This window comes from Streptomyces sp. NPDC111520 (assembly GCF_055635295.1).
The window spans coordinates 1-17,578 of record NZ_JBVKBW010000026.1 but is presented as its reverse complement, the minus strand read 5'-3'; the positions used below and the strand labels follow the sequence as shown (position 1 = coordinate 17,578).

15 protein-coding genes and 1 tRNA gene are annotated in these 17,578 nt (G+C 74.3%); 13 read left to right on the top strand and 3 right to left on the bottom strand.

Annotated features, from left to right (window positions below; genetic code table 11):
- Positions 1–39: 39 nt before the first annotated feature.
- Positions 40–1,374 (bottom strand): UDP-N-acetylglucosamine 1-carboxyvinyltransferase, encoded by a 1,335-nt coding sequence (murA, locus tag ACZ7MY_RS38115; protein ID WP_499609613.1) that lies wholly within the window; start codon positions 1,372–1,374, stop codon positions 40–42.
- Between the two features lie 253 nt (positions 1,375–1,627).
- Here murA and ACZ7MY_RS38110 point away from each other — a divergent pair, with 253 nt between their 5' ends.
- The 7 genes from ACZ7MY_RS38110 to ACZ7MY_RS38080 all read left to right on the top strand — a co-directional run bounded on the left by ACZ7MY_RS38110 (position 1,628) and on the right by ACZ7MY_RS38080 (position 10,354).
- Positions 1,628–2,206, top strand: coding sequence for a YqgE/AlgH family protein (locus ACZ7MY_RS38110; protein WP_499609611.1), 579 nt, complete (start codon positions 1,628–1,630; stop codon positions 2,204–2,206).
- A gap of 11 nt (positions 2,207–2,217) precedes the next feature.
- On the top strand, positions 2,218–2,499 hold the full coding sequence (locus ACZ7MY_RS38105; protein ID WP_499609609.1) for a DUF3039 domain-containing protein: 282 nt from the start codon (positions 2,218–2,220) through the stop codon (positions 2,497–2,499).
- 67 nt (positions 2,500–2,566) lie between these two features.
- Positions 2,567–3,730: a hypothetical protein gene (locus tag ACZ7MY_RS38100; RefSeq protein ID WP_499609608.1), complete on the top strand. Its 1,164-nt coding sequence runs from the start codon at positions 2,567–2,569 to the stop codon at positions 3,728–3,730.
- A gap of 105 nt (positions 3,731–3,835) precedes the next feature.
- Complete coding sequence (locus ACZ7MY_RS38095) at positions 3,836–5,467, top strand: beta-N-acetylhexosaminidase (protein ID WP_499609606.1); 1,632 nt, start codon at positions 3,836–3,838, stop codon at positions 5,465–5,467.
- Positions 5,468–5,728: 261 nt separating this feature from the next.
- Positions 5,729–6,622, top strand: coding sequence for an FAD binding domain-containing protein (locus ACZ7MY_RS38090; RefSeq protein ID WP_499609604.1), 894 nt, complete (start codon positions 5,729–5,731; stop codon positions 6,620–6,622).
- Entirely contained in the window at positions 6,619–7,956 is a 1,338-nt protein-coding gene (locus ACZ7MY_RS38085; RefSeq protein WP_499609601.1) for a (2Fe-2S)-binding protein, read from the top strand. Before ACZ7MY_RS38090 ends, ACZ7MY_RS38085 begins: the two co-directional genes overlap by 4 nt.
- A 61-nt stretch (positions 7,957–8,017) precedes the next feature.
- The gene (locus ACZ7MY_RS38080; RefSeq protein WP_499609599.1) at positions 8,018–10,354 is read left to right on the top strand and encodes a xanthine dehydrogenase family protein molybdopterin-binding subunit; all 2,337 of its coding nucleotides are present in this window, start codon (positions 8,018–8,020) and stop codon (positions 10,352–10,354) included.
- A gap of 56 nt (positions 10,355–10,410) precedes the next feature.
- On the opposite strand, the gene ACZ7MY_RS38075 is transcribed toward ACZ7MY_RS38080, so the two are convergent.
- A tRNA-Cys gene (locus tag ACZ7MY_RS38075) sits at positions 10,411–10,482 on the bottom strand.
- Between the two features lie 91 nt (positions 10,483–10,573).
- A complete protein-coding gene (locus ACZ7MY_RS38070) occupies positions 10,574–11,437 on the bottom strand; it encodes an alpha/beta fold hydrolase (protein WP_499609596.1) in 864 nt (287 codons plus the stop codon).
- Positions 11,438–11,517: 80 nt separating this feature from the next.
- Between ACZ7MY_RS38070 and ACZ7MY_RS38065 the strand changes: the two genes are divergently transcribed.
- The 6 genes from ACZ7MY_RS38065 to ACZ7MY_RS38040 all read left to right on the top strand — a co-directional run bounded on the left by ACZ7MY_RS38065 (position 11,518) and on the right by ACZ7MY_RS38040 (position 17,491).
- A complete protein-coding gene (locus ACZ7MY_RS38065; RefSeq protein WP_499609594.1) occupies positions 11,518–12,951 on the top strand; it encodes an MFS transporter in 1,434 nt (477 codons plus the stop codon).
- 31 nt (positions 12,952–12,982) lie between these two features.
- Complete coding sequence (locus ACZ7MY_RS38060; protein WP_499609591.1) at positions 12,983–13,183, top strand: hypothetical protein; 201 nt, start codon at positions 12,983–12,985, stop codon at positions 13,181–13,183.
- Between the two features lies 1 nt (position 13,184).
- The gene (locus ACZ7MY_RS38055) at positions 13,185–13,574 is read left to right on the top strand and encodes a type II toxin-antitoxin system death-on-curing family toxin (protein WP_499609588.1); all 390 of its coding nucleotides are present in this window, start codon (positions 13,185–13,187) and stop codon (positions 13,572–13,574) included.
- Between the two features lie 255 nt (positions 13,575–13,829).
- The gene (locus ACZ7MY_RS38050; RefSeq protein WP_499609586.1) at positions 13,830–15,638 is read left to right on the top strand and encodes a DEAD/DEAH box helicase; all 1,809 of its coding nucleotides are present in this window, start codon (positions 13,830–13,832) and stop codon (positions 15,636–15,638) included.
- Positions 15,639–15,966: 328 nt separating this feature from the next.
- Positions 15,967–16,632, top strand: coding sequence for an IclR family transcriptional regulator (locus tag ACZ7MY_RS38045; protein WP_499609583.1), 666 nt, complete (start codon positions 15,967–15,969; stop codon positions 16,630–16,632).
- 70 nt (positions 16,633–16,702) lie between these two features.
- Positions 16,703–17,491, top strand: coding sequence for a S16 family serine protease (locus ACZ7MY_RS38040; protein WP_499609580.1), 789 nt, complete (start codon positions 16,703–16,705; stop codon positions 17,489–17,491).
- Positions 17,492–17,578: the final 87 nt, after the last annotated feature.

Genomic DNA, 17,578 nt, shown 5'->3' with positions numbered 1-17,578 from the left:
GGGAGGCCGCCCTTTCGTGTGCTGTGCGGCGGGGGCCGGTCAGTCCGTGCCGGGCAGCTCGACCTTGGCGCCGAGCTTCTCCAGCTTCTGCATGAAGTTCTCGTAGCCGCGGTTGATCAGGTCGATGCCGTGCACCCGCGAGGTGCCCTGCGCGGCCAGGGCCGCGATCAGGTACGAGAAGCCGCCGCGCAGGTCCGGGATGACCAGGTCGGCGCCCTGCAGCCGGGTCGGGCCGCTGACGACCGCCGAATGGAGGAAGTTGCGCTGGCCGAACCGGCAGGGGGTGCCGCCCAGGCACTCGCGGTAGAGCTGGATGTGGGCACCCATCTGGTTGAGCGCCGAGGTGAAGCCCAGCCGGGACTCGTAGACCGTCTCGTGGACGATGGAAAGGCCCGAGGCCTGCGTGAGGGCCACGACCAGGGGCTGCTGCCAGTCGGTCTGGAAACCGGGGTGGACGTCCGTCTCCAGGGCGATGGCGTTGAGCGGGCCGCCGGGGTGCCAGAAGCGGATGCCGTCGTCCTCGACCTCGAACGCGCCGCCGACCTTGCGGAAGACGTTGAGGAAGGTCATCATCTCGCGCTGGCTGGCGCCGCGGACGTAGACGTTGCCCTCGGTGGCCAGGGCCGCGCAGGCCCACGAGGCGGCCTCCAGGCGGTCCGGGAGGGCGCGGTGGTTGTAGCCGCCGAGCTTGTCCACGCCGGTGATGTGGATGGTGCGGTTGGTGCCCATCGTGATGATGGCGCCCATCTTCTGCAGGACGCAGATGAGGTCCTCGATCTCCGGCTCGATCGCGGCGTTGCTCAGCTCGGTGACGCCCTCGGCCAGGACGGCCGTCAGCAGCACCTGCTCGGTCGCGCCGACCGACGGGTACGGGAGCTCGATCTTGCAGCCGCGCAGCCGCTGCGGGGCCTCCAGGTACTGGCCCTCGGGGCGCTTCTCGATGACCGCGCCGAACTTGCGCAGCACGTCGAAGTGGAAGTCGATCGGCCGGCCGCCGATGTCGCAGCCGCCCAGGCCCGGGATGAAGGCGTGCCCGAGGCGGTGCAGCAGCGGGCCGCAAAAGAGGATCGGGATCCGTGAGGAGCCCGCGTGCGCGTCGATGTCCGCGACGTTCGCGCTCTCCACCTTGGACGGGTCGAGCACCAGTTCCCCGGGCTCGTCACCGGTCTGCACCGTCACGCCGTGCAGCTGCAGCAGGCCCCGCACCACACGCACGTCACGGATGTCGGGCACGTTGCGCAGCCGGCTGGGTTCGCCTCCCAGCAGCGCGGCCACCATCGCCTTGGGCACGAGGTTCTTCGCGCCGCGGACGTGGATCTCCCCCTCGAGGGGGGTGCCACCGTGAACAAGCAGTACGTCCTTGAGGCCGGTCATTGCTCTCGCGTTCCTGGAGACGGGCAGAAGTGAAGCTCGGTCCCCGCAGGCACCAAGGAGAAATGGTAATCGGCCTTCCGGCGCCCGGAAGAGGCCTGTGAGGTCCCACTCATGTAATGGCTTCGCTACAGCACCCTGTGCGCCCGCCCGGTTCCGGAGGGTGGCCGCCCCTGCGCCCCGGGCGCGGCCCCCGGGCCGGGAAAGGGGGTCGTTGCCACCCCGCGCGGCGGCGGAATGCGGGATTATGTTGACCATGACCGAAGTGTCATCGCTCACCGGCAGACTGCTCGTCGCGACGCCCGCGCTCGCGGACCCGAACTTCGACCGGGCGGTGGTGCTCCTCCTCGACCACGACGAGGAGGGGTCGCTCGGCGTCGTCCTCAACCGTCCGACGCCCGTCGGGGTCGGCGACGTCCTGGAGTCCTGGGCCGGTCTTGCGGGCGCGCCGCAGGTCGTCTTCCAGGGCGGGCCCGTCTCCCTGGACTCGGCCCTGGGCCTGGCCGTGGTGCCCGGTGAGCCGCGCAACGGCGAGGACGCGGAGCCGCTCGGCTGGCGCCGGGTGTTCGGCGCGATCGGCCTGGTGGACCTGGAGGCGCCGCCGGAGCTCCTGGCGGCCGAGCTGGGCTCCCTGCGCATCTTCGCCGGCTACGCCGGATGGGGGCCCGGCCAACTGGAGGACGAGCTCGTCGAGGGTGCCTGGTACGTGGTGGAGTCCGAACCGGGGGACGTCTTCTCCCCGGACCCGGAACAGCTGTGGCGCTCCGTGCTGCGCAGGCAGCGCAGCGAACTCGCGATGGTCGCGACGTATCCGGACGATCCGTCTCTGAATTAGGCTTGCGTGCCATGAGCACTCTCGAGCCCGAGCGCGGGGCGGGCACCGGCACCCTCGTCGAACCGACCCCGCAGGCGTCGAACGGCGATGGCGACCACGAGCGCTTCGCGCACTACGTCCAGAAGGACAAGATCATGGAGAGCGCGCTCTCCGGGTCGCCGGTGGTCGCGCTGTGCGGGAAGGTCTGGGTGCCCGGCCGGGACCCCAAGAAGTACCCGGTCTGCCCGATGTGCAAGGAGATCTTCGAATCCATGCCCACCGGTGGCGGGGACAAGGACAAGGGCGGCAAGTAGCGGCCGCCACGGCACCCGGCGGGTACGGCCGCGGCACCGCGGCCGTACCCCGCGCGTTCGGGGGGACATGGCGCAGGACGACGCCGTCACGGCGGACCGGGTCTTCGGGCTGTGCGAGCGGGGGCGCTTCGAGATGGCGCACTCGCTCGTCGACGACGCCTTCGTCGCCCGCAACGGCAGTTTCGGCTACCTCGTACGGGCCAGGGTCTTCGCCTACGAACGGCGCGCCGACCGGTCCCGGGAGGCTGTCGACTGGGCGCTGGCCCACGCGGAGCCCGGCGACCCCGATCCGCCGCTGCTGGCGGGTCTCGTCCTGCTGATGCTCGGCGACGCGCACGCGGCCCTGGGGCTCGGGCTGCGGGTCGCCGCCGCCCGGCCCCGCGAGTGGCGGGCCCAGGTGCTGGTCGCCGACGCCTGCCGGATGCTCTCGCGCCGTCCCGAGGCGGTCGCCGCCGCCCGGCGGGCGGTCCTGATCGCGCCCCGCGAGGCCGAGGCGCACGTCGCGCTCGCACGGGCGCTGGACCTCTCGCTCCGCCCGGCCGCCCGGGCCGAGCGCCGCACGGCCGTCGCACGGGCCCTGGAGCTCGGTGCCGCACCCTCCGACGTGGCGGGAGGGCGCCGGTGGCCGCGGTTCGTGCCGGCGCTGCTGGTGGCCGCGCTGGTGCTGTTCGCCGACCCGTGGGTGCTGGCGGGCGGGACGGCCGCCCTGGCGGCGCTGGCGGGCGCGCTGTGGCTGCTGCAGGCCCGCCGCTCCGGCAGTACCGGCCGGGGGCGTCTGCAGGCCGTACGCGCCCTGGCGAGGGCCGAGCTGCACGGGGACCCGACCCGCGCCCGGGCCGCCGCCCTGACCGCCGGGGCCCTCCTGCCCGTGCTGCCGTTCGCCGCCACCGGTCTGGCGGCCGCCTCAGCCGCCGACGGGACGCCGTGGCCGCTTCCGGCCGTCCTGGGCGTCGCGGCGGGCGGCGTCGTGGTGCTGCTCGCCGCCGCCCGCGCGGTGCGCTGGTGGTACGGCGACGCCTTCCTGCAGCGCCACTTCCTGCCCGGCCGGCACGCCGTGCTCCAACTGACCGCCGTCGTCGCCCTCATCGGCACCGTCGTGGCCCTCTCGGTGGCGGGCGCGACCTCCACGGCGCTGTGGTCCGCGGTGACCGTGGCGCACGTCCTGTGGTGCGTCGTCGGCATGCTGATCCCCGTCCTCGCGCTGAACAGGGCGCGCCGGGCGGCCGGCTGAGGGCCGGCTGAGGGCGGGACCAGGCCGGACACGGGCCGGACACCGGCCGGAAAGATGCGGCGATTGGTCTATTCCAGTTGCCGTGGGCGCGGCAGGATGGGCGCCATGGACCTCATCCCGGCGCCCGTCGAGGCGCACCGGCACGGCGACGGCGGTCATGTGGACCTGGGCCCCGGCACCACCCTGGACGCCGGTCCCGGCACCGAGGGGACCGCGCACTGGCTGCGTGCCACCGTCGGCGCCGCCACCGGGCTCCGGCTGCCCCCGCCGCCCGCGGGCACGCCCGGCACGATCACGCTCCGCGTGGACCCGCGGGTGACCGGGCGCCTCGGCGCGGAGGGCCACCGCGTGACGGTGTCCGCCGCGGACGGCGTGCTCATCGAAGGCGGCGGAGCGGCGGGGGTGTTCTGGGGCGCCCAGACCGTACGGCAGTTGCTCGGCGCCGACGCCTTCCGGCGCGCGCCGCTGCCGGGAAGCGCCTGGCGGCTGCCGCACTGCTCCGTCGAGGACGCCCCGCGCTTCGGCTGGCGCGGCGTACTGCTGGACGTGGCACGGCACTTCATGCCCAAGGACGTCGTCCTGCGCTACGTCGACCTGCTGGCCGCGCACAAACTGAACGTGCTCCACCTGCACCTGACCGACGACCAGGGCTGGCGGGTGGAGATCCGCCGCCACCCGCGCCTGACCGAGGTCGGCGCCTGGCGCACCCGCACCAAGGTCGGACTGCGCGAGTCCCCGCTGTGGGACGAGCGCCCGCACGGCGGTTACTACACCCAGGACGACCTCCGCGAGATCGTGGCGTACGCGGCGGAACGGCACGTCACCGTCGTGCCCGAGATCGACGTCCCCGGCCACTCGCAGGCCGCCATCGCCGCCTACCCGGAACTCGGCAACGCGGACGTGGTCGACACCGGCGCCCTGCCCGTGCTGACCGGTTGGGGCATCAACCCCAACGTGCTGGCGCCCACCGAGGCCACCGTGCGCTTCTACGAGGAGGTCCTCGCCGAGGTCCTGGAGGTCTTCCCCTCGGAGTTCGTCCACATCGGCGGCGACGAGTGCCCCAAGGACCAGTGGCGCGCCTCCGCCACCGTCCAGGCCCGCATCAAGGAACTGGGGCTGCGCGACGAGGACGAGTTGCAGAGCTGGTTCGTCCGGCACTTCGACGCCTGGCTGGCCGCATGCGGCCGCCGGCTGATCGGCTGGGACGAGATCCTGGAGGGCGGACTGGCCGAGGGCGCCGCCGTCTCCTCCTGGCGCGGCTACGCGGGCGGCGTCGCGGCGGCCCGGGCGGGGCACGACGTCGTGATGTGCCCGGAGAGCCAGGTCTACCTGGACTGGCGGCAGTCGGACGGCGAGGACGAGCCGGTGCCGATCGCGCACGTGCGCACCCTGGAGGACGTCTACCGCTTCGAGCCCGTCCCGGACGACCTCACCGCCGAGGAGGCCGCCCACGTCATCGGCGCGCAGGCCAACATCTGGACGGAGACGATGGATTCGGTCCGCGCGGTGGACTACATGGCCTTCCCGCGGCTCGCCGCCTTCGCCGAGACGGTCTGGAGCCGGCTGCCCGCGCCCGCGGCCCGCGACCACGAGGGCTTCGCGGCCCGAATGACCACCCACTACGGGCGACTTGACGCACTGGGGGTCGAATACCGGCCGCCGGGCGGTCCGCGGCCGTGGCAGCGGCGTCCGGGCGTCATCGGACGCCCGATCGAGGGGCCGCCCCCGATCGTGTGAGGCATGCCACAACCCGGGGCCGGGCGAGGCGGGAGATGGCAGGGTGGTGTGGCCAATCACGGCAAGGCGCGTGAAGGAGGCCATTCCCATCGCAACCTGGAGAAAGACGCAAACCGGACGTAGGTCCATCCGGAAGGCGGGCTCTCCTTTGCGACCCTCGCGTTGATCACCCCGGAAGATGTGCCAGAGTTGCCACGTCCGGGCTGTCAGCACGTACCGTACGGCTACCGCACCGCGGACAGCCGGGGAAGGGGCAGCTGCGTGAGCACGTACGCACGGCAGGCAGCGCGCAATGTGGCGTTGCCGACCTCGCTCGACGAGGCCGTGGCGGCATTGGCCGCCGCGCCCACCGCCGTGCCCGTCGCCGGAGGCACCGACCTCATGGCGGCCGTGAACTCCGGGCTGCTGCGTCCCTCGGGGCTGGTCGGTCTCGGGCGGATCAGCGAGATCCGCGGCTGGCAGTACGCGGACGGCGCGGCGCTGCTCGGCGCCGGCCTCACCCACGCCCGCATGGGCCGCCCGGACTTCGCCGCGCTCATCCCCGCCCTGGCCGCGGCCGCCCGCGCCGCCGGGCCCCCGCAGATCCGCAACGCGGGCACGCTCGGCGGCAACATCGCGAGCGCCGCCCCGACCGGCGACTCGCTGCCGGTGCTGGCCGCCCTGGAGGCGTCCGTCCTCGTCGCCGGCCCGGACGGCAACCGCGAGCTGCCGGTCAGCCACCTGCTCACCGGCATGGACCCGCTGCGGCCGGGCGAGGTCCTGGCGTACGTGCGGGTCCCGCTGCTGCACGCGCCGCAGACCTTCCTCAAGGCCACCGGCCGCACCGGGCCCGGCCGCGCGATCGCGTCCCTGGCCGTCGTGCTCGATCCCGCGCGCCGGGGCGTACGCTGCGCGGTGGGAGCTGTCGCACCGGTGCCGCTGCGGCCGCTCGAGGCCGAACGCTGGGTCGCCGGGCTGATCGACTGGGACGGCGAGCGCACGCTGGCACCGGAGGCCCTGACGGCCTTCGGCGAGTACGTCGCCGCCGCCTGCATCCCCGACCCGCTGCCGGCCGCGGACGGGACCACGGCCCCCGAACTGCCCCCCGCAGCCGTCCAGCTGCGGCGTACGGTGGCCGCACTGGCCCGCCGCGCGCTGGGGAGGGCACTGGCATGAGTGACGACGTGTACGACGACAGGACACCGGACGGGCGCATGACCGACCAGCCGCACGAGGGGACCCCCGTGCCGCACGGCGGGGGATTCACCCCGGGGCACGGGGTGTGGGAGCCCCTGCCCCACGGCGAGTACGACCCCGACCAGACCATGCACGTCTCCTTCGCGGCGCAGTTGTCCATGACCGAGCCGGGCGCCGACCCCCTCGCCGCCCCGGGCCACGGCTACGCGCCCGAGCCGCCCTCCCTCCCGATGCCGCCCGCCCACGTCGAGGCGCCCGCCGTCCCGTCCGCCGAGGACGCGGCGACCACGTGGGCGATCCCCGCGGTGCGCGAGGACGCCACCGCCGACGACTCCGGCGAGTACTCGGTGGGCGCCTTCGTGCCCACCACCGCCCCCGACCCGGCGCAGTCCTGGCACGCCCCCGCCGCCCCGCAGGCACCCCCGTTGCCGCACGCGGGGCCGGCCGACGGTGGCTGGTCGCTGCCCGCGGACGCCACCGGCCAGTGGAAGCTGCCGCTCGCCCCGGACGGCGTCGCCGAGGAGTCCGGCGAGTACCGCTTCCCGCCCGCGCCGGACCCCGCCCAGGACCACGGCGCGGACCCCGCCCAGGACCTCGGCGCGGACCCCGCCCAGGACCACGGCGCCGACCTCGGCGCGGACCTCGCCCAGGACTTCGGCGCGGACCTCGCGGAGCAGGAGCCGCGGGCCCCCGAGGAGGCGGCCGGGGAGACCGGTGAAGGGCCCGGCGCGGACGCGCACAGCGAGCACCCGGTCGACTCCTACGTCCTCAACGTCAACGGCACCGACCGGCCCGTCACGGACGCCTGGCTCGGCGAGTCCCTGCTGTACGTGCTGCGCGAGCGCCTCGGCCTCGCCGGCGCCAAGGACGGCTGCGAGCAGGGCGAGTGCGGCGCGTGCTCGGTCAAGGTCGACGGCCGGCTCGTCGCCTCCTGCCTGGTGCCCGCGGCGACCGCCGCGGGCAGCGACATTCGCACCGTCGAGGGGCTGTCCGCCGACGGCGGCCCCTCGGACGTACAGCGTGCGCTCGCCGAGTGCGGGGCCGTGCAGTGCGGTTTCTGCATCCCCGGCATGGCGATGACCGTGCACGACCTGCTCGAGGGCAACCACAGCCCGACCGAGCTGGAGACCCGGCAGGCCATCAGCGGCAACCTCTGCCGCTGCTCCGGCTACCAGGGCGTCCTGGAGGCCGTCCGCCAGGTCGTGGCCGAGCGCGAGGAGACCGCCGAGGCCGCCGCGGACGACACCGCCGGCGACCCCACCGACGGCATCCGCGTCCCGCACCCGCGCCCCTCCTCCGGAGGCCCGGCGTGAGCACCCCGAACCTCCCGAACCGGCACCACCTCCCCCCTCGCGGCAGCGAAAGGTACGCGCGATGACGGGCCCCGACGCCGCGACGGCCACCCCGGCCGTGGGCACCCCCGCGACGGTCGCGACCGGCGCCGCCGAGCATCAGTCCGCGCCGCACGGCATCGGCGCCTCCCTGCCCGCCACGGACGCCTTCGCCAAGGCCCAGGGCACCTATCCGTACGCCGCCGACCTGTGGGCCGAGGGCCTGCTGTGGGCGGCCGTGCTGCGCTCCCCGCACCCGCACGCCCGCATCCTGTCGGTCGACACGACCGAGGCCGCCGCGCTGCCCGGCGTGCGGGCCGTGGTGACCCACGAGGACGTCCCGGGCGACGTCATGCACGGGCGCCGCGTGGCCGACCGTCCGGTCTTCGCCAAGGACACCGTCCGGCACCACGGCGAGGCCATCGCCGCCGTGGCCGCCGACCACCCCGACACCGCCCGGCTCGCCGCCGCCGCCATCCACGTCGAGTACGAGGTGCTGGAGCCCGTCATCGACCCGGAACGGGCCTTCGCGGCGGCCCCGCTGCACCCCGACGGCAACCTGATCCGGCACATCCCGCTGCAGTTCGGCGACCCGGACGCGGTCGGCGAGGTCATCGTCGAGGGCCTGTACCGGGTGGGCCGCCAGGACCCGGCCCCGGTCGGCGCCGAGGCCGGCCTCGCCGTGCCCCGCCCCGACGGCGGCGTGGAGCTGTACGTCGCCTCCACCGACCCGCACACCGACCGCGACCTGGCCGCCGCCTGCTTCGGGCTGGAACAGGACCGGGTCAAGGTCGTCGTCACCGGCGTGCCCGGCGCGATGGGCGACCGCGAGGACTCCGGGGTGCAGATCCCCCTCGGGCTGCTCGCGCTGAAGACCGGCTGCCCCGTGAAGTTCGTGGCCACCCGCGAGGAGTCCTTCCTCAGCCACAACCACCGCCACCCGACGCTGCTGCGCTACCGCCACCACGCGGACGCCGAGGGCCGGCTGGTCAAGGTCGAGGCCCAGGTGCTGCTGGACGCCGGCGCGTACGCCGACACCTCCGCCGACGCGCTGGCCGCGGCCGTCGCCTTCGCCGCCGGGCCCTACGTCGTCCCGCACGTCTTCGTCGAGGGCTGGGCGGTGCGCACCAACAACCCGCCCTCCGGCCACGTCCGGGGCGAGGGCGCGATGCAGGTCTGCGCGGCCTACGAGGGCCAGATGGACAAGCTCGCCGCCAAACTCGGCCTGGACCCGGCCGAGATCCGCATGCGCAACGTGATCGCCACCGGCGACCTGCTGCCCACCGGCCAGACGGTCACCTGCCCGGCACCCGTCGGTGAACTGCTCAAGGCCGTGCGCGACACCGACCTGCCCCCGCTGCCCGTCGACGACGACGAGTCCGAGTGGCTGCTCCCCGGCGGCCTGGAGGGCGCGGGCGAGCCGGGCGCGGTACGCCGCGGCGTGGGCTACGCGCTGGGCATGGTGCACATGCTCGGGGCCGAGGGCACCGACGAGGTCTCCACCGCCACGGTGCGCGTCCACGACGGCGCCGCCACCGTCATCTGCGCGGCCGTCGACACCGGCCAGGGCTTCGCCACCCTCGCCCGGCAGATCGTGCAGGAGGTCCTCGGCGTCGAGGACGTCCGCGTGCTGCCCTCCGACACCGACCAGCCCCCGGCCGGCGCCGCCGCCCGCGGCCGCCACACGTGGGTCTCCGGCGGGGCCGTCGAACGCGCCGCCAAGATGGTCCGCACCCAGCTGCTGCAGCCGCTCGCCGGGAAGTTCGGCATGTCGGCGGAGCTGCTCTCCATCGCCGACGGCAAGATCACCTCGTACGACGGGGTGCTCTCCACCACCGTCGAGGAGGAGCTGGCCGGCAAGGAGCTGTGGGCCACCGCCCAGTGCCGTCCGCACCCCACCGAGAAGCTCGACGACACCGGCCAGGGCGACGCCTTCGTGGGCCTGGCCTTCTGCGCCGTACGCGCGGTCGTGGACGTCGACATCGAACTCGGCGCGGTCCGGGTCGTGGAGATGGCCGTCGCCCAGGACGTCGGCCGGATCCTCAACCCCGCGCAACTGCACGCCCGCATCGAGGCCGGGGTCACCCAGGGCGTCGGCATGGCCCTGATGGAGGACCTCCGCGCGCCCCGCGGCGTCATCAAGCGGCCCAACCTGACCGGCTATTCGCTGCCCACGGCGCTCGACGCGCCCGCGATCCGCGTGGTCCGGCTCATCGAGGAACGCGACGTGCTCGCCCCCTTCGGCGCCAAGGCCGCCAGCGCGGCCCCCGTCGTCGTCTCCCCGGCCGCCGTCGCCTCCGCCGTCCGCGCCGCCACCGGCCGCCCGGTCAGCCGCCTCCCCATCCGCCCCCAGCACGCGGTGGCCCGCCCCCAGGGCTGACCCACTGCCACTGACGACGAAGGGCCCGGTCCGTGCGGACCGGGCCCTTCGCGCGGAGGCCGTGGCGGGAATCGAACCCACGTAACTCGATTTGCAGTCGAGCCCCTGAACCACTCGGGCACACGGCCGTGCGTCGGTGACGTACGACGACCATAGGCGCGGCCCCCGGGAGGGGGTCAACGGTTCCCGGGGGCCCGCAACAGGACTGCCACACGGCGTTCACGAACCGCCGGGGGCGCCCGACAGGAACTCCTCCACCACCGGGCGGAACAGCTCGGGTTCGTCCACCCACGGGAAGTGCCCGACGGCGTGCAGCGGGCGCAGCCGGGCGTCCGGGAAGCAGGCCGCGACGACCTCGCCGGCGCGCATGCCGGTGACGGCGTCGCGGTCGCCGGTGAGGACCAGGACCGGGCAGGTCACCTCGCGCAGCCGGGCCAGGACGGCGAGCCGGGCCGGCTCGTCCATGCCCTGCCAGAACCCGGCGCGGGGGACCGGGTGCAACTGGCCGCCCTCGGCGGCGGCGTGGGCGCGCTGGGGCTCGTCCCAGCGGCCGTACGCCATGGGCGCGACCTGGAGCAGCAGCGTGCGCACCCGGTCGAGGTCGTCGGCACTCTCCAGTTCGGCCAGGGCGGCGACCGCCTCCGGCCACCAGGGCTCACCGACCCGGCCCTCGAAGATCTCCCGGGCGTCGTCCGGCAGCGCGCCCTGCAGCCGGGAGCCCGGGGTGACCAGGACGAGGTGCGTCAGCCGCTCCGGGTAGGCGGCGGCGTACGCCTGCGCGGTCGCGGCGGCCGCGTCGTGCGCCAGCAGCGCGAAGCGCTCCAGGCCGAGGTGCCGGCGCAGCGCCTCCACGTCCTGGGCGAGGCGGGGGAAGGAGTAGGTGAGCGGGTCGCCGGCCGGCGGGCTGGCCCCGGTTCCCCGGCTGTCCGGGACCACCAGGCGCCTGCCCCGGTCCAGGCCGCCCAGGTCGCCCAGGTAGGCGGCGTCCCGACCCGGGCCGCCGGCGAGGGCGAGCAGTACGGGCCCCTCGCCCCGGTCCGTGTAGGCGAGCTCGGTTCCGTCGTACGAGGTGTAGTGCGGCATGGCCTACGCCTTCCCTGCCCTGGCCGGCTTTCTCCCGGTCCTAGGCCGAAAGGCCGACCGGGGTGCCAGGGGCAAGGTCCATGTTGACCCCTTACCCTGTCGTGGTGACCACCGCAGACACCGAGCCGGTATCCGGCCATGCAGGCATGCTCCTCGCCGCGCCGGACACCGGCACCGACACCGTGCTGGGCAGCCGCTACCGCGCGCTGACCCTCGCGATGGTCTCGGTCGTCCTGCTCATCGCCTTCGAGGCGACCGCCGTCGGCACGGCCATGCCCATCGCCGCACGCGAGCTGGACGGGCTGCCGCTGTACGCCTTCGCCTTCTCCGGCTACTTCACCACCTCGCTCTTCGCGATGGTCGTCAGCGGCCAGTGGTCCGACCGCAGCGGCCCGCTGGCGCCGCTCGTCGCGGGCATCGCCGCCTTCGCCGCCGGCCTGGTCGTCTCCGGCACCGCCCAGTCGATGTGGCCGTTCGTGCTGGGCCGCGCCGTGCAGGGCATCGGCGGCGGACTCGTCATCGTCGCCCTGTACGTCGTCGTCGGCCTTGCCTACCCAGAACGCCTGCGGCCCGCGGTGATGGCCGCCTTCGCCGCGTCCTGGGTGCTGCCCTCCATCGTCGGCCCGCTCGTGGCCGGCACGGTCACGGAGCAGTTCGGCTGGCGCTGGGTCTTCCTCGCCATCCCCGTGCTCGTCGTGCTCCCGCTCCTCGTCGGCCTGCCCGCGCTGCGCCGCACCTCCCTGCAGCGTCCCCCCGACGACCGCGCGGCCCCCGACCGCCGTCGGCTGCGCCTCGCCCTCGCCGTCTCCGCCGGCGCCGGGCTGCTCCAGTACGCCGGGCAGGACCTGCGGCCGCTGTCCCTGGTCTTCGCGGCCGCGGGCGCCGCACTGGTCGTGCCGTCCGCGCTGCGGCTGCTGCCCCTCGGGACCTTCCGCGCGGCGCGAGGGCTGCCGTCCGTGGTGCTCCTGCGCGGTGTGGCCTCCGGCACGTTCCTCGGCGCCGAGAGCTTCGTCCCGCTCATGCTCGTCACCCAGCGGCACATGTCCCCGACCCTCGCCGGGCTCTCCCTGGCCGGCGGCGGCGTCACCTGGGGCATCGGCTCCTGGATCCAGGGCCGCCCCCGCCTGGAACCCCACCGCGAACGCCTCGTCGTCCTCGGCATGTTCCTCATGGCCGCCGCGATCGCCGGCGCGGCCCTGCCGCTGCTGGACGCCGCCCCCGCCTGGAGCGCGGCCGCCGCGTGGGGCGTGGGCGGCCTCGGCGCGGGCCTGGTCATCTCCTCCCTGAGCGTCATCCTCTTCAAGCTCTCGCCCCCTTCCGAGGCCGGCGCCAACTCCGCGGCCCTCCAGGTCTCCGACGCCCTGTCCAGCGTCGTCCTCGTCGCCGCCGCGGGCACCGTCTTCGCCGCCCTCGGCGGCGCGGCGGGCGCGTTCACGGCCGTCCTCCTCCCCATGGCCGTCCTCGCCCTCGCGGGCGTCGGCGTCGCCGTGCGGCTCCACCCGAAAACCGGGTGAGGCGGACGCGCCGGGGCGTTACCGTCCCGGTGTGAAAGAGCTGACCGTCGTCTTCACCGACGCCGAGTGGGAGTCCCTGGGCGACCTCGCCGACGCGCACGGCGTGCCGGTCGCGGAGTTCGTGCGCACGGCGGTGCGGGCGTACGAGGCGGCCGAGGCCGCGCGCGTCCGGGCCGCGGGGGAGGCGTACGCCGCCGCCCACGCGGACCTGCTGCGCAGGCTGGGGGAGTGACGTGACCGTGCGCCACCTCACCCTCGCCGAGGTCACCGACCTGGCCCGCCTCGCCTGCGGCGGCGAACCCCCCGCACTGCGCGAGCCCGGGCTGCTCGCGTCGGCCGTGCACCGGCCCCGGGCCCGGATGTTCGGCGTCGAGGCCTACGGGGACGACGTCTTCGCGGCGGCGGGGGCGCTGCTGCACGCGATCGCGGCGAACCATCCCCTGGTCGACGGCAACAAGCGGACGGCGTGGCTGGCGGCGGCGGTGTTCCTGGCGCTGAACGGGGTCGACCTGCGGTCGGCCGACCAGGACGCGGCGTACGGCCTGGTCGTGTCGGTCGCGGCGGGGGAGGTTTCCGCCCCCGCGGCGATCGGGAGCGTCCTGGCCCGCCTCGCCGGCGCCTGAGCGGGGTTCCTCCCGGGTCGTTCGTGCCCTCCAGCGGTGCGCCGGTTCTTCGGCGCGACAGGCGACGAGGCTGAGCAGCCGAAACGCCCGCCCCAGCCACCCGCCATCCTGCCCGCCCCGCCCCGCCGCAGGCACAACGCACCCGCATACCACCCCGGGCCGCGACCACGGGCCCGGTCGGTGCCGCAGCCCGAGGCACGGACACCGCCCCAGTAGGCTGTGACGGTTGTCGTACCCGACCCGTCACCGGAGACCGTGACTACCACCGCCCCGCACAGCGCCAGCAACTCGCACTCGCACCACCTGTCGCCCGCCTTCCCCGGCCGCGCCCCCTGGGGCACGGCCGGCAAGCTGCGTGCCTGGCAGCAGGGTGCCCTGGACCGGTACATCGCGACGCAGCCACGTGACTTCCTGGCCGTCGCGACCCCCGGCGCCGGCAAGACGACCTTCGCGCTCACCCTGGCCTCGTACCTGCTCCACAACCACCTCGTGCAGCAGATCACCGTCGTCGCCCCCACCGAGCACCTGAAGAAGCAGTGGGCGGAGGCCGCGGCCCGGATAGGCATCAGGCTGGACCCCGAGTACAGCGCGGGGCCGGTCGGGAAGGACTACCACGGGGTCGCGGTGACCTACGCGGGCGTCGGTGTGCGCCCGATGCTGCACCGCAACCGCTGCGAGCAGCGCAAGACGCTGGTGATCCTGGACGAGATCCACCACGCGGGCGACAGCCGGTCCTGGGGCGAGGCGTGCCTGGAGGCGTTCGAGCCGGCGACCAGGCGGCTGGCGCTGACCGGGACGCCGTTCCGGTCGGACACCAACCCGATCCCGTTCGTGGTGTACGAGGAGGGCAACGACGGCATCCGCCGGTCCTCCGCCGACTACACCTACGGCTACGGCAACGCGCTCGCCGACCACGTCGTGCGCCCTGTGATCTTCCTCTCGTACAGCGGCAACATGCGCTGGCGCACGAAGGCCGGCGACGAGATCTCCGCGCGGCTCGGTGAGCCGATGACCAAGGACGCGATCGGCCAGGCCTGGCGGACCGCGCTGGCGCCGACCGGCGAGTGGATCCCGAACGTGCTGCGCGCCGCGGACCAGCGGCTGACGGAGGTCCGCAAGTCCATCCCGGACGCCGGTGCGCTGGTGATCGCCACCGACCAGGACACGGCCCGCGCGTACGCCAAGCTGATCCGGGAGATCACCGGGCACAAGGCGACCGTGGTGCTCTCCGACGACACCGGGGCGTCCTCGCGGATCGAGGAGTTCAGCGCGAGCGACGACCGCTGGATGGTCGCGGTCCGCATGGTGTCGGAGGGCGTGGACGTCCCGCGGCTGGCCGTCGGGGTCTACGCGACGACGATCTCCACGCCGCTGTTCTTCGCGCAGGCGGTCGGCCGCTTCGTGCGGTCCCGCAGGCGCGGCGAGACGGCCTCGGTCTTCCTGCCGACCATCCCCACGCTGCTGGAATTCGCCGGAGAGATGGAGGTGGAGCGCGACCACGCCCTCGACAAGCCGAAGAAGGAGGGCGAGGAGGACCCGTACGCGGAGTCCGAGAAGGAGCTGGAGGAGGCCGAGAAGCAGCAGGACGAGGACACCGGCGAGCAGGACATGCTGCCCTTCGAGGCGCTGGAGTCCGACGCGGTCTTCGACCGGGTGCTGTACGACGGCGCCGAGTTCGGCATGCAGGCGCATCCGGGCAGCGAGGAGGAGCAGGACTACCTGGGCATTCCGGGCCTTCTCGAGCCGGACCAGGTGCAGTTGCTGCTGCAGAAGCGGCAGGCCCGGCAGATCGCCCACAGCAGGAAGAAGCCGGACAGTGAGGCGGACCTGCTGGAACTTCCCGCCGAGCGGCGGCCGATCGTCACGCACAAGGAACTGCTGGAGCTGCGCAAGCGGCTGAACACGATGGTCGCGGCGTACAACCACCAGAGCGGCAAGCCGCACGGCGTCATCCACAACGAGCTGCGCCGGGTGTGCGGCGGTCCGCCGAGCGCGGAGGCGACGGCGGGGCAGCTCAACGAGCGCATCAAGAAGGTCCAGGAGTGGGCGACCCGGATGCGCTGAGCGGCGGACGTTCCCTCATCCGCGGTGCTCCGTCCCGCTGCTGACAGGGCATCAACACTGGTGTGAATCTTGCGGCGCGAGGGGCGATTCGGCGGAAGATTTACGTCGGGCGCCCCCGCTGCTCCGGTCACGTGACCGGATTGTGGACGAAGTCTTCCGCTGAGCGGTACGCATCGCTACCGTTCCGCTCACGCAACGCGCCGTGGCAGAGCAGCCTCGGGGCGCCAGCCGGTACCGCCAGACCGGTGGCCTCTCCGCGCTCTGCCGCGGGACCGGCAGTGCTCCCGACGTGAGAGATGAGCCGCCACTCACACGAGAAGGGGGCGTCGTGACCGCGGAGACCTCTCAGACGCTCGATCGGGGCCTGCGGGTCCTGAAGCTGTTGGCCGACACCGACCACGGACTGACCGTCACGGAGCTCGCGGCGAAGCTGGGCGTGAACCGCACGGTGGTCTACCGCCTCCTGGCCACCCTGGAGCAGCACTCCCTGGTCCGCCGGGACCTCGGCGGCCGTGCCCGGGTCGGCCTCGGCGTGCTGCGGCTGGCGCACCAGGTGCACCCGCTGCTGCGCGAGGCCGCGCTCCCCGCCCTGCGCTCGCTGGCCGAGGACATCGGGGCCACCGCCCACCTCACGCTGGTCGACGGCACCGAGGCGCTGGCCGTGGCGGTCGTCGAGCCGAGCTGGACCGACTACCACGTCGCCTACCGCACCGGCTTCCGGCACTCCCTGGACCGCGGCGCCGCGGGCCGGGCCATCCTCGCCGGGCGCAGCGTGCAGCCGTACGAGCCCGATCCGCGCTGCTCCGAGGGCCCCGGCTACGTCCTGACCCACGGCGAGCTGGAGGCCGGCGCGAGCGGCGCCGCGGCCCCGCTGGTGGGGGTCCCGGGCATCGAGGGCAGCGTCGGTGTGGTGATGCTCGCCGACGCGATACCCGAACGGGTGGGTCCGCGGGTCGTCGAGGCGGCCCTGGAGGTGGCCGACGCCCTGCGGTGAGGGACGCCGCCGTACCGGGGTCCACCGGGCCCCGGCACGCCGCGCCGCTCCCGTGAACTAGATTCACCCCATGCCTTTCGCCTCCGCCCGGAACCGGATCCTCGCCGTCTGCGCCGCGCTCGTGGCCGCGCTGCTGGCGGTGGCCCTGTTCGCGCCGCTGCCGATCTCGATCGTCGTGCCCGGGCTGACGGCCGACGTCCTCGGCGACGACCAGGGCAAGCCGGTGATCACGATCACCGGTACCGAGACCCGCGACACCTCGGGGCAGCTGCGGATGACGACCATCGCCGCGACGAACCCGGACGCGACCGTCCGCTTCGGCGACGTCCTCACGGCCTGGTTCGCCACGGACCGGGCCGTGATGCCGCGCGACGCGGTCTACCCGACCGGCGGCACCGTCAAGGAGATCGAGCAGCACAACCAGGCGGAGATGACCGAGTCCCAGCAGGACGCCACCGCGGCGGCCCTGCGGCAGCTGCGGCTTTCCCCCTCGGACGTCGATGTCACCCTGCACCTCGCGGACGTGGGCGGGCCCAGCGCGGGCCTGATGTTCAGCCTGGGCATCATCGACAAGATCGAGGGCAACGGCCGCGGCGGCGACCTCACCGGCGGCCGCAGGATCGCCGGTACGGGGACGATCACCGCCGCCGGCAAGGTCGGCCCGGTCGGCGGCGTCCCGCTCAAGGAGCAGGCCGCGAGGCGCGACGGCGCGACCGTCTTCCTCGTCCCGAAGGCCGAGTGCGCCGACGCCAGGGCCGAACTCCCCGAGGGGCTGCGACTGGTGCCCGTCACCACCCTCGACGGGGCGATCGACGCACTGGACGCCCTGCAGAGCGGCGGCAAGGTCCCCAGCTGCTAGGTGTATTGATCACGAGCGTTGTTGACACCTGCGGGGGCTTGATCAAGGCGAAGACCTCCGGTGTGGTGGAGCTGTCTAGGACTGCAC

Bases quoted from the DNA above. Each gene is read 5' to 3' on its own strand.
- ACZ7MY_RS38085 (WP_499609601.1), top strand. From the start codon at position 6,619: ATGAGTGACGACGTGTACGACGACAGGACACCGGACGGGCGCATGACC.
- ACZ7MY_RS38110 (WP_499609611.1), top strand. From the start codon at position 1,628: ATGACCGAAGTGTCATCGCTCACCGGCAGACTGCTCGTCGCGACGCCC.
- ACZ7MY_RS38040 (WP_499609580.1), top strand. From the start codon at position 16,703: ATGCCTTTCGCCTCCGCCCGGAACCGGATCCTCGCCGTCTGCGCCGCG.
- ACZ7MY_RS38105 (WP_499609609.1), top strand. From the start codon at position 2,218: ATGAGCACTCTCGAGCCCGAGCGCGGGGCGGGCACCGGCACCCTCGTC.
- ACZ7MY_RS38080 (WP_499609599.1), top strand. From the start codon at position 8,018: ATGACGGGCCCCGACGCCGCGACGGCCACCCCGGCCGTGGGCACCCCC.
- ACZ7MY_RS38065 (WP_499609594.1), top strand. From the start codon at position 11,518: ATGTTGACCCCTTACCCTGTCGTGGTGACCACCGCAGACACCGAGCCG.
- ACZ7MY_RS38100 (WP_499609608.1), top strand. From the start codon at position 2,567: ATGGCGCAGGACGACGCCGTCACGGCGGACCGGGTCTTCGGGCTGTGC.
- ACZ7MY_RS38070 (WP_499609596.1), bottom strand. From the start codon at position 11,437: ATGCCGCACTACACCTCGTACGACGGAACCGAGCTCGCCTACACGGAC.
- ACZ7MY_RS38095 (WP_499609606.1), top strand. From the start codon at position 3,836: ATGGACCTCATCCCGGCGCCCGTCGAGGCGCACCGGCACGGCGACGGC.
- murA (WP_499609613.1), bottom strand. From the start codon at position 1,374: ATGACCGGCCTCAAGGACGTACTGCTTGTTCACGGTGGCACCCCCCTC.